This window comes from Lacibacter sp. MH-610 (assembly GCF_045780045.1).
GTDB lineage: Bacteria > Bacteroidota > Bacteroidia > Chitinophagales > Chitinophagaceae > Lacibacter.
Genome location: NZ_CP116002.1, coordinates 871,128 through 887,514, shown reverse-complemented (window position 1 = coordinate 887,514; position 16,387 = coordinate 871,128). Strand labels below are relative to the sequence as shown.

At 41.8% G+C, this 16,387-nt stretch carries 11 protein-coding genes, 1 tRNA gene and 1 riboswitch; of the genes, 6 read left to right on the top strand and 6 right to left on the bottom strand.

The window, feature by feature from the left end; all coding sequences use genetic code 11:
- Positions 1–2,124, top strand: coding sequence for a TonB-dependent receptor family protein (locus PDL71_RS04020; protein ID WP_407525678.1), 2,124 nt, complete (start codon positions 1–3; stop codon positions 2,122–2,124).
- Here the strand turns inward: PDL71_RS04020 and PDL71_RS04015 are convergent.
- Positions 2,121–2,864, bottom strand: coding sequence for a DUF6089 family protein (locus PDL71_RS04015; protein ID WP_407525676.1), 744 nt, complete (start codon positions 2,862–2,864; stop codon positions 2,121–2,123). The two genes, PDL71_RS04020 and PDL71_RS04015, sit on opposite strands and share 4 nt — an antisense overlap.
- Before the next feature lie 166 nt (positions 2,865–3,030).
- Positions 3,031–3,234, top strand: a riboswitch (cobalamin riboswitch).
- Positions 3,235–3,358: 124 nt separating this feature from the next.
- Here PDL71_RS04015 and PDL71_RS04010 point away from each other — a divergent pair.
- The 4 genes from PDL71_RS04010 (at position 3,359) to PDL71_RS03995 (ending at position 7,042) form a co-directional block, all read left to right on the top strand.
- Entirely contained in the window at positions 3,359–5,509 is a 2,151-nt protein-coding gene (locus PDL71_RS04010) for a TonB-dependent receptor plug domain-containing protein (RefSeq protein WP_407525673.1), read from the top strand.
- Between the two features lie 49 nt (positions 5,510–5,558).
- Positions 5,559–6,281, top strand: a complete 723-nt coding sequence (locus tag PDL71_RS04005) for a diphthine--ammonia ligase (protein ID WP_407525670.1) — start codon at positions 5,559–5,561, stop codon at positions 6,279–6,281.
- Between the two features lie 34 nt (positions 6,282–6,315).
- Complete coding sequence (locus PDL71_RS04000; RefSeq protein WP_407525667.1) at positions 6,316–6,909, top strand: MarC family protein; 594 nt, start codon at positions 6,316–6,318, stop codon at positions 6,907–6,909.
- Between the two features lie 61 nt (positions 6,910–6,970).
- Positions 6,971–7,042, top strand: a tRNA-Arg gene (locus PDL71_RS03995).
- Between the two features lie 76 nt (positions 7,043–7,118).
- On the opposite strand, the gene PDL71_RS03990 is transcribed toward PDL71_RS03995, so the two are convergent.
- From PDL71_RS03990 to PDL71_RS03975, 4 genes are all read right to left on the bottom strand, one after another.
- Positions 7,119–7,964 (bottom strand): universal stress protein, encoded by an 846-nt coding sequence (locus PDL71_RS03990; protein ID WP_407525664.1) that lies wholly within the window; start codon positions 7,962–7,964, stop codon positions 7,119–7,121.
- A gap of 203 nt (positions 7,965–8,167) precedes the next feature.
- A complete protein-coding gene (locus PDL71_RS03985) occupies positions 8,168–9,301 on the bottom strand; it encodes an efflux RND transporter periplasmic adaptor subunit (protein WP_407525661.1) in 1,134 nt (377 codons plus the stop codon).
- Between the two features lie 43 nt (positions 9,302–9,344).
- Positions 9,345–13,682: a CusA/CzcA family heavy metal efflux RND transporter gene (locus PDL71_RS03980; protein ID WP_407525658.1), complete on the bottom strand. Its 4,338-nt coding sequence runs from the start codon at positions 13,680–13,682 to the stop codon at positions 9,345–9,347.
- A 67-nt stretch (positions 13,683–13,749) separates the two neighbouring features.
- Positions 13,750–14,145 carry a hypothetical protein gene (locus PDL71_RS03975; protein ID WP_407525655.1) on the bottom strand — a complete coding sequence of 132 codons (396 nt, stop codon included), beginning with the start codon at positions 14,143–14,145 and terminating at the stop codon, positions 13,750–13,752.
- Between the two features lie 128 nt (positions 14,146–14,273).
- Between PDL71_RS03975 and PDL71_RS03970 the strand changes: the two genes are divergently transcribed.
- Entirely contained in the window at positions 14,274–15,134 is an 861-nt protein-coding gene (locus tag PDL71_RS03970; protein WP_407525652.1) for a DUF6089 family protein, read from the top strand.
- 223 nt (positions 15,135–15,357) lie between these two features.
- On the opposite strand, the gene PDL71_RS03965 is transcribed toward PDL71_RS03970, so the two are convergent.
- Complete coding sequence (locus PDL71_RS03965) at positions 15,358–16,299, bottom strand: SPFH domain-containing protein (protein WP_407525649.1); 942 nt, start codon at positions 16,297–16,299, stop codon at positions 15,358–15,360.
- Positions 16,300–16,387 lie beyond the last annotated feature (88 nt).

Below are 16,387 nucleotides of genomic sequence, written 5' to 3'. Positions count from 1 at the left end.
TTGCAGGAGCATACCCAATCAAAAGATAAGTATATGAACCCCCGTGGTTTCTTTTTACATTTGTTCATCATGAAGAACCAATTACTAACCCTTATTGCAACTGTTATTGTTCCCCTCAGTTCACATGCACAGGAAACAACTGATTCTACTTCCAGGGAATTAGGTGAAGTGGTGATTCAGGCATTGGAACAAAAAAGGAAATTGTTAGATGTGCCTGCTGCCATCAGCAGCATCCATCAAAAACAACTGCTGCGTTTCAACAATACTTCAATTGTAACTGCAGTAAACACACAACCCGGTGTGCGTATGGAAGAACGAAGCCCCGGCAGTTACCGCTTCAATATCCGTGGCAGTTCACTCCGATCTCCTTTTGGAGTACGCAATGTAAAAGTATATCTCAATGATATTCCATTTACTGAACCCGGCGGTTCTACATACCTCAACCTGCTTTCTTTTTTTAATATTCAATCGCTGGAAGTATTAAAAGGTCCGGGTGGCAGTTTGTATGGCGCCGGTAGTGGTGGTGCTGTTTTATTACGTACTCATCTCAATCATCAACCACCAGGTGCAGGTATTGATTACAGCCTTGGTAGTTTTGGCTTGCAAAACATCAATGTGTATGCACGCATCGGCGAACATAAAAATCAACAAACCATTGGTTTTACCAAACTGCATAGTGATGGCTACCGTAACTGGACAAAACTCGACCGCTCCGTGTTTACATGGGATGGAGCTTTTGAACTGAATCAAAAGCAAAAGATCAGAACCTTTTTATTGTATGGTGATCTGCGTTATCAAACACCGGGCGGATTAACACCGGCCGAGTTTGCCGCCAATCCCAAACAGGCAAGACCAAGAGTAGGTGCTACACCCGCCAGCAGCGAAGCCCATGCAGGTGTGAATCAAAAAAGTTTTTTAACCGGTGTGAGTCATGATTTTGAAATCAGTTCCGGTTTTAAAAACACTACCTCACTATACGGTGCGTTTTCACAATTCAACAACCCGACGGTACGCAACTATGAACGCAGACTGGAACCGCACCTCGGGGGAAGAACTGTTTTTTCATTCACACCAACGTTGAAGCAAGGTGCTTTGAAAATAGTAGCCGGTGCTGAATTACAAACAGGCTGGTATAACATCAGGGTTTACCGTAACCGCAGCGGTGTGAGTGATAGTTTGCAAACAGAAGATGAAGTGAATACCAATATATGGAGTGCGTTTGTGCAAACCGATTATCAACCGAATGATCAATGGACCATTACACTTGGTGCCAGCATCAATCAAAATAAAATCAAAATCACAAGGCTCAATAAGTTTCCGTTAAGTCCGCAAAGCCGCACGTATGATAATGAACTGGCACCACGCCTGGCTGTGCTGAGAAAGCTGCATAAAGATGTTTCAGTTTATGTTTCTGTTGCAAAAGGTTTCTCTCCTCCTACTTCTGCTGAAGTACTCCCTTCTACCGGCGTTATTACCACAGGATTAAATGCAGAAGAAGGATGGAACTATGAACTCGGCACACGTATGAATTTATGGAAGGGTAAATTGTTTGCTGATGTGAACGCCTTTTACTTTCAGTTAAACAATGCCATTGTGCAACGTCGTGATCAGGGTGGCGCTGATTTTTTCATCAACGCTGGAAGTACGAATCAAAAAGGAATAGAAGCGTTGTTGAATTATAAACTGCTGAAAAAGGTAACGGTATGGACGAGTTATACCTACAATGATTTTAAGTATAAAGATTTTAAGCAGCTTACCAATGATTTCTCCGGCAAGAAATTACCCGGAGCAGCCAAACACAACTGGGTATTGGGTATAGATGCTGATGTGCACAAAGGGTTTTATGCCAACTTTACGCTGAACTATGTAAGCCCTGTACAATTAAATGATGCCAATACGTTTGTAGCAGCTGAGTATTATTTATGCAATATCCGCATGGGTTACAGGCATCGTTTTGTAAAAACCACGCTGGATATTTTTGCAGGTGCTGATAATGTATTTGATGAAACCTATTCACTGGGCAATGATATCAACGCAGCAGCCAACCGCTTTTTCAATATAGCGGCGGGGAGAAATTTTACAGCAGGTATCAGCCTGTTCTTTCAAACAAAAAAGAAGCATTAATTACGCACCGGCGGACAATCCCAACTGTTCTTTTTTCCGAAACGATAGATAATCCCTATCGATAAACTGTAGTACGCATCTTTTTGTTTTGGATTGGCCGCAACGCTGAACCCATCAACATAGTCGCTAAAAGTGAAACGGTAATTGAGTTCACCATTAACAACCAATGAAGGTGAAACAGCATAACGCAACCCTGCACCCGCAGGAATAGAAGGCAATAACCTTGGTGTTCGGTTTTGCAGATCCTCAGCAATCCGTTGGGGCAGGTTTTCTTCCAGTCCGAATTTAGAAGCATCAAAACCACTTGCATCCCTTCGTATGTTGAGATAGCTGAGTGCGGCACCGCCAAAAACATAAGGTGTAATGCGTGGCCCCTGCTCACTCCAGCCCGATGGGCTCCACATCAACTGCGGTGATAACTCAATCAAAGGTGAACGGAAATTAAAATTGCGGAACTGCCTGAAAGCAGGCGTATTGAACTTAGCATCATCACCCCGTAAAGAAGCCACGGAAAATAAAAGTCTTACTGCATAATTGTTATTGAGCTTACGGGTACCGTGCAACAAAACACCGGGCCGCATAGTAGGAAAAGAACCCAAACGGTTGGGTGTAAGATCACCCTGGTAAACAAAACCACCAATGGCAATACCGGCTTCGTAGCGGGAGGCTTTGTTTTGAGCATGCACTGCAACAGTACAAAATAAAAATACGGCTGTAATAACTACAACAAATCTGTTCATGAAAAGAATTTACATGTTGATGAATAAATTCCCGCTAAACAGTTGTTGGAGTGATGCGAATAATGTGGAGTTCAATCATTGAAAACGATGATCGTACCGTTTTCGTGTACGATGCTGTGAAAAACTTTGTGAAAAAGAAAAACAGTTGTTTGAAACGTCAAACCCTACATTTGCAGCCGTAGCTGGTTTCCGAACCTTCGGAATTAAAAGGGAAGTCCGGTGCAAATCCGGCGCTATCCCCGTAGCTGTAATCCCGCCCCTCCGTGGGCAAACTTTTAAACAACTGCATCCACTGTATTGCCATGCAAAACGGGAAGGAAGTTTAAAAGGCGGGAAAGCCAGAAGACCTGCCGGTTGCAGTAACAATCATTCAGCTTTCGGGTGAAAGGCTTGAGATGGGGCCTCCCCTAACCCCTCCGAAGGAGGGGGATAAAAGGAACGTAACATTTCTATCTTTTTTTCGGAAGCAGTCACTTTAAACCATTTTTCAAGAAATGAAAAAGAACATGTTTTTGGCGGCTGCTGCAGTATGCATCAGCAGTTACACACAGGCACAAAACAAAAAAGCCACGCTCACAGAAGACACCACCGTCAAACAATTAAATGAAGTGGTGATTACAGCCACACGCACAGAAAAGAAAGTAAAAGAAGCACCACGCAGTGTTACTGTTTTCAGTGCTGCTGACATTCAAAAACTGCCTTATCAAAATTTAGGCGATCTGTTAAGCCGCAGTGAAGGAATATTTATTCCCGGCGCTCTACAAACACCCGGTTCTTTACAAACCATTGGCATGCGGGGTGCTAACAGTAATCAAACACTGGTATTAATTGACGGTATTAAAATTTCTGATGCCACATCACCGGATAATGTACTTGACTTTTCAGAACTATCATTGGCAAACATTGAGCGTATTGAAATTGTAAGAGGCTCTCACAGCACACTTTACGGTTCATCAGCTATTGGTGGTGTTATCAATATCATTACCAAACAAAACGGCAAAAAAGGTTTTAACGGAAATATCTCCAGCCGTTACGGAACATTTGGAAAAAATACGGGTGAGTTTACCAACCAGGCCTTCCTGAACTATACAGATAAAAGCGGCTTTTATGCCAATGCTGAAGTGCTGGACACCCGTGTAAACGGACTTAACGCTATTGTTGACACCAACCGTAATGCTGCACTCAAGCTGAATGAACGTGATGCTTTTTATAAAACAGATATGGCCGGTAAACTTGGTTTCAGAAATAAAAAAGCAGATGCGTATGTTTCTTACCGCAACAATTTTCAGCAAAGTGATATTGATGACGGCGCTTATATGGATGATGACAACCGTACCATCCGCATCAAAAGAGATCTGATTACCTATGGTGGTCAATATACATTCAACACGCATTCCTCATTGAAGTTTATCGGGGGATACTCTAATATGTTCCGCAGAGACCGTGATGATTCTACCTTCCGTAACGGCATGAGTGATTATACATTTACTTCCGGCAAATACAGCGGCCGCAACTGGAACAATGAACTGCAATACAACTGGAACAATAAAAGCTGGAACCTCACCGGTGGTGCCGGTATTGTAAAAGAACAGATGACGTTGGAAACATTTGTGTTTTACAAATCACCGTTCTTCAGTTTTACAAGTAATGGAAAAATTGACTCCGTTAACTCCAATACGAAATTTGTTTATCTACACACAGAGTGGAAGAAAGTTTTGGGCAAAAATCTACTTTCGATTGCAGCAGGAGGAAGATTGAATGATCATAGCCTGTTTGGCAATTACACCACTTTTGAAGTTACTCCTTCGTTTCGCTTTGCTGATAAAGTATTATTGTATGGTGCTGTTACCAGCGCCTTCAATGCACCTTCCCTTTATCAACTCTTTGCACCTAACAAGGATTTTAATTCAGGTATTACAAGGGGTAATGAAAGTTTGAAGCCGGAACAATCATTATCTACTGAGTTGGGCGTGAAATTCACACCCACTAAAAAAGTATTTGTTACGCTCAGCGGATACCGCACAAGAGTGAAGAATGCCATTGAATATGTGTATTTGTGGAATGGAAATACCCCGGTAAGCAATCTGGGTTTTGCAGATGCGTATGGCGATACGTATTTAAACATCGGTACGAATACGGTGCTGGGCGCTGAACTCAGCTTCAATGCAGTACTTTCCAAAAAGATAACCATCTCCGGTAACGGCAGTCTCATGAAAGGAGAACTGGATTACAGCACTGCTGATATTGACATAAACAAAACAAAACGCAATCATGTACAGTTATACAGCAACGGAAGTTTTCTGAATAAAGATGTGAACGTACAAAAACTGGTACGCCGTCCTTCTACCGCTAATCTGTCACTCACCTATAAACCTGTTGCTGCTTTGCAACTCACAGCCGATCTTCGTTATGTGGGTGGCAGAGAGGATGTATTTTACGACAGTAAACTGGGGCCTTATGGTGCGTTAGGAAGAAATGCATTAAACGATTATACATTGGTGAACTTAGCTGCCAACTGGCAAGTGCATCAACAGGTATTGTTACAACTTCAGCTCAATAATATTTTTAACGAGGAGTATATGGATATTGCCGGGTACAACACCCGCCGCAGAGGTTTGGTGCTGAGTGCTTCTTTTCGTTTTTAATCAATCATAGAGCCGGATGTAAAACATCCGGCTTCTTAATAAAATTATCATGATACCGGCAGTATTTAACTGGAGCGGCGGAAAAGATTCCACATTAGCACTGCACCGTGTGCTCGCAGAAAAAAAGTTGGAGATCAAATGCCTGCTTACAACACTGAGTGAGCAATACCAACGCATCAGCATGCACGGCGTTCGGGAAGTATTACTGGAACAACAGGCTGCTTCCATTGGCATTCCGCTCAAAAAAATTTATTTGCCGGAACATGCTACGATGCAAGCTTATAATGAAGTGATGCAAAAAGCTTTGCAGGAATTAAAAGAAGAACAGATTGAGCATGCTGTTTTCGGAGATATCTTTCTTGAAGATTTAAGAACCTATCGTGAAGAACAATTAAAACAGGCAGGCTTTACGGCACACTTTCCCCTGTGGAAAGAAAACAGCAAAACCTTACTCAACGAATTCCTGGAACTGGGATATGAAACCATATTGGTATGTGTGAATGAAAAACATCTTCCAGCTTCGTTTGCCGGACGCATCATTGACGAACAATTCATGAACGATCTGCCGGCAACAGTTGATCCCTGTGGTGAGTATGGCGAATTTCACAGCTTTGTTTTTAAAGGACCGATCTTACAACAGCCCATCGCATTTACAAAAGGTGAAACAGTCCGCCGCAGTTATACACCTACAGCAGATGATGATGAATGCTTCAGTAATAACCCGTTGCCTTATGACACAGGCTTCTTCTATTGCGATTTAATACCGGCATAAAGTTTCCCGTATATCTTTGCGCAAACCCTTTACTATGACCTGGGATCTGAAAGAACTGCTCACAGTAACGTTTACACTTTTTGCGGTGATTGATATTATCGGCTCTGTGCCGATGCTCATTTCCTTAAAAGAAAAGCTGGGCGGTATTCATGCAGCAAGAGCAACGATGATTTCCGGTTTTCTGATGGTTCTGTTTTTCTTCCTCGGCAAACCATTTCTCAATTTACTGGGTGTGGATGTAAAATCATTTGCCGTTGCAGGTTCTATTGTGATTTTTATACTGGGCCTGGAAATGGTGCTGGGTATTGAATTTTTTAAAGCTGATAATAATCCAAGAGCAGGCACGGTGGTTCCTATTGCTTTTCCTTTGATTGCAGGTTCGGGAACGCTTACAACTATCATGTCGCTCAAAGCTACCTTTGAACGAAGTGACAAAAATGAATGGATGATTTTATTGGCCATTCTTTTAAACTTATTAATTGTTTATGTGGTACTACGTTCACTTAACCGTATTGAAAAAGTTTTAGGTCCTGCAGGATTGATTGCTGTACGTAAGTTTTTTGGCGTAGTTTTGCTGGCCATTGCCGTAAAAATATTCGGCAGTAATGTGGGAGGGTTGATTAAGTAATTTGAAAATCAGTAAAGCCACCATTTTCAAATCTTCAAATTGATCCATTTTCAAATTAACAGGCCTCGTAGTACAATGGATAGTATAAGAGTTTCCGAAGCTCCAGATACAGGTTCGATTCCTGTCGAGGCTACAAAAAAGGACTGCAAGAATGCAGTCCTTTTTTTTAGCTGTAAGAGAACCATTTTATTTGAAACGTTTTCTATTATTTATACAGATGTTACCGTCATAACCGGCGGCAAAGAATATTTCTGAATTATATTTCCCAATAATGAAGACCACCATCCCGGCAGGGTAGTTTGCAAACCCGGATTTAAAATGAGTAAATCGGTACCGTGCTCATTGGCAAAATCTGTAACAGCTGCTGAAATGTTATTGTGCTGCACCCTGGTTACTTTTACTGTACCTCCATGCTGCAACAGCCAATCTGCCGACTTCTTTAAATAGTAATCTGTTACTTCACTGTTCTGCTCCTGCTCAACAGCAAGCAGTTCAATGGCAGCGTCATTCTGAGTAGCGATATACAACCCATACAAGAGTTTACGTATCGGGAAAAAATCAGTTACCGGTATTACGATTGATTTGATCCCAATCATCTTTTTATTGACCGGCAACGTAATAACCGGAACATTTGTTGCATCAGCAATCTTATCAGGATTCAGCAACATATGACGCTTTCGCTTAAATCTCGACCGCTGACCAACCATGACACAATCAATACTATGATTCTGCACGTATTCAATAACAGCATCATCCCATTGACCCCATACAATACTTGTTGAAACAGAAACAGGTGATGGAGCTTTTTGTACAGCCTTATCTACCAGTTTAGCTAATTGAAATTCGAGCTCCTGCCGGTTATCAATAAGATCATAGGGAACATGCATATGGCCTTCAGAAAGAGCAACAGTTGCAAACGGATGCCTGGCTACTACATGTAATAATGTAACGCTGCAATGATAGGCTGCAGCTGTAGCTACTGCTTTTTCAGCCGCCTTAATAGAACGGAATGAAAAATCAACCGGCACCAATATCCTGTGAAACAGTTTCTGCATGTATTCTCTTTATTATTGCAAGAATATAAGGCAGTACTAAAACAGGAATTAAGCTGGTATTAAAATTCAATTAAAATCCTTAACTCTAAGTATTCATTAATACTAAACCTGAATGGATCCCTATCAATTTAAAGTGCAAGCCAGCAGAGAATAAAAGGGAGAAGCAAATGTTCTCCCTAAATAAAATATCCCGATAATTACCCTTACTCTTCCTCCCCACTGTTCTTTAACTTCATCAATAGAGTATAGGCGTTAACGGTAACCCAACGTAGTCCTTCGGTTCTTACGTCCGGTGAAAAATTGACTTCTGTAAAACCATCTGCCGAAACACCTGTTGTTACAGGAATCATTTCAAACTTCAATGCACCTGTTGTACCAAACACATAAAATTTATCCTGCCATCTTACAATCGCTGCATCAGGTAAGGCGGTTGCATTTTTATTATTCACATCAATCACCGCATTCATATACATTCCAGGCAGCAGTAAGGGATCATATTGATCGAAATGACAATGTACTGTAACTGCACGGTCTTCATTTACATTACGACTGATGAGAAATATATCAGCTGCATGTTTTTCATCGGGCTTGTCGTTACTGTAAGCTGTAACTTTTTGACCGATAGCCAGCAAAGCAGCATCTTTTTCAAACACGGTAAGATTCAAATGAATATCGGAAGGATCTACCAATTCAAACAGCACATCCGTAGGGCTAACATACTTTCCGATGTTAACATTGACCTTACTTACAAAACCATTGATGGGCGAATACACATTCACCTGCCGGCTGATATTATTTTCCGTTAATGTTTCCGGCTGAATATTGATAAGCAATAGTTTTTGTGCCAGCGCTTTTACCAACACTTTATTACTTTCATACTCACTCTTAGCCATCTGCAATGCTTTTTCGCTCGATGCCTGTGTGCTGTTTAATTCTTTCTGCCGTTGATAATCAGCTTCCGCAAACTGAAGTTTTGCTTTTGCCATGAGGTAATCCTGTTGCAATTGTATAAACTGCGGATCTTCCAGCACCGCCAACACTTCTCCTTTCCTGATACGCAATCCCGGCAGCAGTTTGGTAGCTTTGAGATAACCACCTAACGGAAAACTTACCGAGATCATACTCTGCGGTGGTACATCTACCATACCATTTACCTGCAGGCGACTGTGCATCGTTCTGTAAGTAAGCGTATCAGTTACAATTCCTGCTTTTTTTATCTGCTCAGCAGTTAACTCCACAACAGCTGTACTGTCACTTCCAGCAACGGGGGCTTCATTTTTATTGTTGTTACAGGATAACATTACTGTAACAAAAAGCATATATAAAACCTGTTTCATTTGTTTCTTTTTTATTGTTTTTGGCCACATTGTATCAACAACTTTATAAACTTTCAATAACAAAAGCTGCACTATTAAGCATGCGTACTGCATCCAGGTACTGTAAGCGTAACTGGTACAGATTATTAATAAGCAATGTCCATTCAAGAAAATTAATTTCACCTTTCTGCAGCTGCAGATTGGCAGCCTTAATCATTAGTTCATTACTGCCGGTGAGTAATCCATTGTAATTAGCAACTACTTCCTGCAACTTAAGGTATTCATTAACCGCCTGTTTTCTTCGCAAGAGCAGTTGTTGCTGCATGGCATCTCTCAACACCTGTTGCTGCTGTACCTGGATACCGGCGGCTTTGATTTTTGTTTGTACCGGTTTACTGAACAAAGGAATATTCATGCCCAGCAAGGCAGAAGAGAACCGCCTGCTTCCTCCAAAATAAACTTCATTAGTGCCGATCTTTTGAAACCCGATCAATGAAATATTATTATACCCAATGCTGAAAGCCGGACTCAGTTTTGTTCTCTCCAACTGAACCTGCTGTTTTGCCAATGCCAGTTGTTGCTCCCGCCATTGGAGTAAGGGATGTGCTGCTGCATCAGCAGTTGTTAGCTGAAATGGATATACTACAGCACCCGGAACAGGCACCACAGGAATAGTAGCATTTAAAAGCAATTGCAGTTCCTGTTGCAAACGTTCATATTCCTGTTGCAGTAAAAGCATTTGATTGCGGAGCTGTGTTTGATGATTCAAAGCCGTATTCAACTCCAGTACATTGGTTTCGCCTGCCTGTAACCGTTGCCTTGCCCGTTTTACAAATTCTGCATACAAACTATCAGCCTGTAAGAGCCATTGCTTTTTTTCTGCAGTAATAAGTAGCCCGTAGTACAATTCTTTTACCTGCAGTTTCAGCTCATTTTTTCTGACAACTTCTTCTGATGCACTTACGCCTGCCTGTTGTTTCCAGTGTTCCCGTTGTGCTCGATACACCTGTGGTAACGAAAAATTTTGTGTTACACCAATCCAGGTATCGTTATTGATACTGTTCATCTGTCCGTACTGAGTTGTAACTGCAGTAGTACTGAAATCAGTTGATGCACGGGATAACTGCCGGTAATAACCGGTATTAAGCTGTGCGGCTTTTAATTGAAGATTCTGTGCCAGTGCTGTGTCAATAGCCTGTTGTAATGTTAACGATTGCGCATTAACAGCTGAGCTGCCGGCGACAAACAAGAACAGCAAAACAGTTGGAGTTTTCATCTTTGATTTTTTATACCCTTTTTCAAAAAGAATGTACAACACCGGCAATACAAAAAGTGTGAGCAGTGTGGAAGTAATTAACCCGCCGATGACGACTGTAGCTAAAGGACGTTGCACTTCAGCACCTGCTCCCTGGCTTAATGCCATTGGCAAAAATCCGAGTGAAGCTACAGCAGCCGTCATTAAAACAGGTCGTAAGCGAATTTTAGTACCCTGTATTACAATACGTCTTGTATCTGTCCATCCTTCCTGTTTCAAGCGGATAAATTCAGCAATCAATACAATACCGTTGAGCACGGCTACACCAAACAATGCAATAAAACCAACGCCTGCTGAAATACTGAATGGCATTCCACGGCTCCACAATGAAAATACTCCACCGATAGCCGACAGAGGAATAGCAGAATAAATCAGCAAACCATACTTTACGGATTTAAATGCAAAGTACAGCATCAGTAAAATCAACAACAAGGCTACCGGTACAGCAATGCTTAAACGAACCTTTGCTTCTTCTAAGTTTTTAAAAGCACCACCATACGTAACATAATAACCGGCTGGAAAGCGGATCTGGTTATCCACTTTCTGCTGTACTTCATTCACTACTGATTGTACATCACGGCCACGTACATTAAATCCAACTACAATTCTGCGGCGAGCTTCTTCTCTTTGTATCTGGTTAGGGCCTTCTTTTTCTTCAATAGACGCTACCTGGTACAAGGGTATTTGCGTGCCATTAGGCACAGGAATGAGCAGGTTACGAACATCTTCTATATTCTTTCTTGCATCACCTGCCAAACGTACTACCAGGTCAAATCTTTTTTCTCCTTCAAAAACAATTCCTGTACTCCTTCCCGCAAATGCGGTATTGATTACATGATTGATTTCATTCACCGTTAAACCGAATTGTGCAATGGCAGGCCGGTTAAAGTTGATCATGATCTGCGGCATACCATTTACCGTTTCAACATAGAGATCTTTAGCGCCATTCACTGTGTGGATGATCTCACCCAATCTTGCTGCATACAATGCCAACGAGTCCAGGTCATCACCAAAAATTTTACATACTACATCCTGCCTTGCACCTGTCATCAGTTCATTAAAACGCATTTGCACCGGAAACTGAAATCCTGTTGTAATGCCGGGAATGGTACTCAGTTCAGTACCCATCTTTTCGGCTAACTCATCAAATGATTTAGCAGAGGTCCATTCTTTTTTATCTTTCAGAATCACCATCATATCACTTGCTTCAATGGGCATCGGGTCTGTAGGAATTTCACCACTGCCTATTTTGGTTACAACTTTTTCCACCTCGGGAAATTTGCTGAGTAATACATGCGCCGCCTCCTGTGTTGATTTGATCGTTGTGTTGAGATTACTTCCGGTGAGCACTCTTGTATCCACTGCAAAATCACCTTCTTCCAGTTTGGGTATAAACTCACCACCCAGCGTCATTAATATAAAAACCGCCAGTACAAACAAACTAACAGCAGCAGCAATCACTGTTTTAGGAAACCTTAGAATGCGTTCCAGCCAATACTGGTACCAGCGCTCCAGCAGGTTCATCATCTTATCAGTAAACGTAGGCCGATGCGTGATTTTTTTGCTGAGGAAAAATGCACTCATCATAGGCACATAAGTGAGTGATAATATAAAAGCTCCTAAAATGGCAAAGGAAACAGTTTGCGCCATGGGCTTGAACATTTTTCCTTCAATACCTTCCAGCGATAAAATCGGAAGATATACTATGAGAATAATGATTTGACCAAATACCGCTGAGTTCATCATTTTGGAAGCTGACTCTTTTACTTCTTTATCCATCTCCCCCTGCGACAACTTATTGATGTGGCTGAAATGTTTGGAGTGTGTGAGCCGATGCATAACGGTTTCTACAATAATCACAGCACCATCTACAATCAATCCAAAATCAAGAGCACCCAAACTCATGAGGTTACCACTTACGCCAAACAGGTTCATCATACTGATGGCAAATAACATAGACAACGGAATAACACTGGCTACTACCAAACCTGCACGCAGGTTTCCAAGAAAAAGTACCAGTACAAAAACAACAATAAGTGCACCTTCCATAAGGTTACGCTCCACGGTACCGATTGCATTGTTAACCATTTTAGTACGATCCAGGAACGGTTCAATCACCACACCTTCAGGCAGTGTTTTCTGGATCTGTACAATGCGTTGTTTCACACGCTTGATTACGGTATTGGAGTTCTCCCCTTTCAACATCATTACAATTGCTCCTGCCACTTCTCCTTTATCATTATAGCACATAGCACCGTAACGGATGGCATCCCCGATTTTTACTTCGGCTACGTTGCGAACCAGCACCGGAATACCATTGACTGTTTTTTTGATAACGATATTCTCAATGTCGGCTATATTTTTTACCAGTCCTTCGCTTCGTATATACAGTACAGTGGGTCCTTTTTCAATATAAGCGCCACCGGTATTTTCATTACTTTTTTCAATAGCAGCAAATACATCGGCAATGGTGATGTTATAGGCTTTCAGTTCATTGGGCTTTACTGCAATTTCATATTGCTTGAGTAAACCGCCGAAACTACTTACATCTGCTACACCGGGTGTACCGAGTAACTGACGGCGTACAATCCAGTCCTGTATGGTTCTTAATTCACGGGCATCATATTTTCCTTCATACCCTTTTTTAGCACGAACCACGTACTGATAAATTTCGCCTAAGCCGGTAGTTACAGGCGCCAATGAAGGAACACCTACGCCGGGTGGAATAATTGATTGTACCTGTTGCAATCGTTCAGTTATCTGTTGCCTGGCCCAATACACATTGGTTGCATCATTAAATACAATCGTAACAAGCGATAACCCGAAACGGGAGAAACTCCGCATTTCAATAACACCCGGAATATTACTGCAGGCCTGCTCAATGGGAAAGGTAATGAGTCGTTCTACATCAGGTGCGCCCAGCGCCGGAGTAACTGTTATTACCTGCACCTGGTTATTGGTGATATCGGGCACCGCATCAATCGGGAGCTTTGTGGTTTGATAAGCACCCCATGCCACCCAGAACAATACCAGTAACAGCATGATGAGTTTGTTCTTAATAGAGAACTCTATAATCTTATTCAGCATGAATGAAGTTTAAGTATAAGTAATCCGGAATGATGGCATCATCACTCCTTTCAAAAAAAGAAAATACTTAACTCAGGCGGGGAGGTTGCCAGATATTAGAAAGATAAACGGGGCTGACAAAATTATCTGACCGATTGATCATTTTTGTTTGTAAGAGTTGCACCGGAACATCAGGCACTGCTTTCTCCATTACAGGAATAAAGATGGCAGAAAAAGAAACCAATGTATATTCTCCATTCTTAAAAGGTAACTGCATGTCCCGGTCATAATCTGCATCTTTAGGATTGCCGTTAAAATAGTGGAGTTGTAAAAAACGGAGGAAAGAAATGTTTTGATCTTCATTTCGGTGTTCTGCAAAATGTGTAATGAGCACCGGGAGTTTAAACAATTCAGAAACCGGCGTATATACGGCTGCATATAACAACAGTAAACATACGATGCTCAGTTTTTGAAATCGTTTCACCTTTCAAAGATAAACAGAATAAACTTGCCTGAGCGAATTTATGGCGACCCGCTTTTTAAGGGGGTGTACGGCATAGGATTTATACGAATTTGATGGATTTATCGTTTTTCAAGCATAAACTTCACTTCATGCGTCCTTCATTGCGTACACTGCTGTACTGTATTTTAAGCCTGTTGGTTTATCCAGATACCAATGCTCAAAACACTCATATCGGTTTCCGCTTTGGCCTGGCCAATTACCAGGGCGATTTGCAGGAACGTCGCTTTACCTTCAACCAGGCTAAAATGGTGGGCAGCATTGGTGCCCGTTATGATCTGAGTGAACACTTAACAGCCAGAGGATTTATCAGCTATGGTACTATAAAAGCAGCCGATGCAGAGAACAAAAACACTTCACTGCAACAACGTAACCTGAGTTTTGAAAGCCGCATCAAAGAACTGGAGCTGAGCATGCAATACAATATCTTCAGCCTGAACGATCAGTGGTGGACGCCTTATGCCTTTGCCGGAGTTGCATTTTTCAATTTCAAACCTTATGCGTTTGATAATAACAACAATAAAACATTTTTACAACCGCTGAGTACAGAAGGGCAAGGCTTTATTGCCGGCAAAGACGATTACAAGCGAACCGTGCTGACAATACCATTTGGTATTGGTGCCGAGTATGCATTGAATGAAGATATGCGTATTGGTTTGGAATTAGGATACAGAAGAACTTTTACGGATTATATAGACGATGTAAGCACCAATTATGTTGACCAGGCACAATTACTCAATGCCCGTGGTGCTACCGCTGTACAAATGGCGTACCGTGGTACGGGTCCTTATCCAGCAGCAGGTGCACTCCGTGGAAATGAAAAGAATAAAGATGGCTATTATTTTGTGCAACTCACATTTACCATTCGACCGTATGTGGATTGGTACAAACGCACATCCGGCATTTCATCTTTCAAAAAACAAAAAAGAGTGGGCTGCCCGGGTTCACAATAAAAAACCTGCGAAGTATACACTCCGCAGGTTTATAAAATTAATTATTGTTTTCAGGTTCGTCCTTAGAGGTGTCTGACGTTTTCAACGTCCTGACACCACAGACATTCTGAAATTCAGAGGGTGGTATCAGGACGCCGTTAAGGCGTCAGATACCTTGAATCAAATAATGATTGCATTTACCTGTTTCAAAGAACATTTTATTGGCTTACAATACGCTATTCCTTTAGTCTTTCTCTTTTGGCAACTGAATCATAAACCCACTGTTGCCTCCGGCAACCGTTGTAGGCACCTGTCCGCTCCACTTCTGCACTTTGATATAATCAATGTATAACGGCGTTAACGACATCTGCTCTTTTCGGATCGCTTCTGCACGGCCAGCCGCCTGGATCACTGCCTGGGCACTATCACCTCTTGCTTCGGCAATTTTTCGTTCAGCTTCAGCTATGGCTACCTGTCTTCTGTTTTCAGCAACCTGTACTTCCTGGATGGCTCTTGTTTTGGCAACAATGCTTTCAGAAATTTCTGCTGGCGGAATAATATTGGTACGCAGTTGCGAAACATTAAACCATTTGGCCACACGCTTATTACATTCCTTTACAATATCTGCTTCAAACTCTTCACGGTGATTGAAGATAGAATCAACGGTATAACGGTTGGCCACATCATTCACACTACCCACAATGGCATTCTTTAACCAGCCCTGTTCCATTTCTCTTACACCCACACGCAGGTTCTGAAACATATCAGCTACATTACCGGCATTGATGGAATAGTTGAACGAAGGTTTGATGGTAGCACGGAAACCACCTTTGGTTACGATATCATTGGCTTCGTAGTCAATATGCTGCTGGTGAATGGGAAATTCAAAAATGCGTGAAATCCATGAGTTGTAAAACACCCAACCGGTAACATATTCCGTTTTACCTACGCCACGGTTATCCCCCACATTGCTCACTTTGATACCTACATGTCCCGCATCAATCCGTTCAATATCTATAGGATTGACAGCAGCAACCACCAATGCAATAACGAGTGCAAACAACGGTTTGAATAAGGCGATTGGTTTAAACCTTCCGTCTTCAAAAAAATAGGTGGATCTTTTAAATACACCGAGAAAGAGCCCTGCGATGAACAGGGCTAAGAAAAACACAACTGTTGAAATCATAGTAGTTTATTTTGATTGTAAATAACGAATGAACGAGATCATGTGCAGCACAAACAGCATGAGCAGCAGTAAGCACACACTTAGAAAC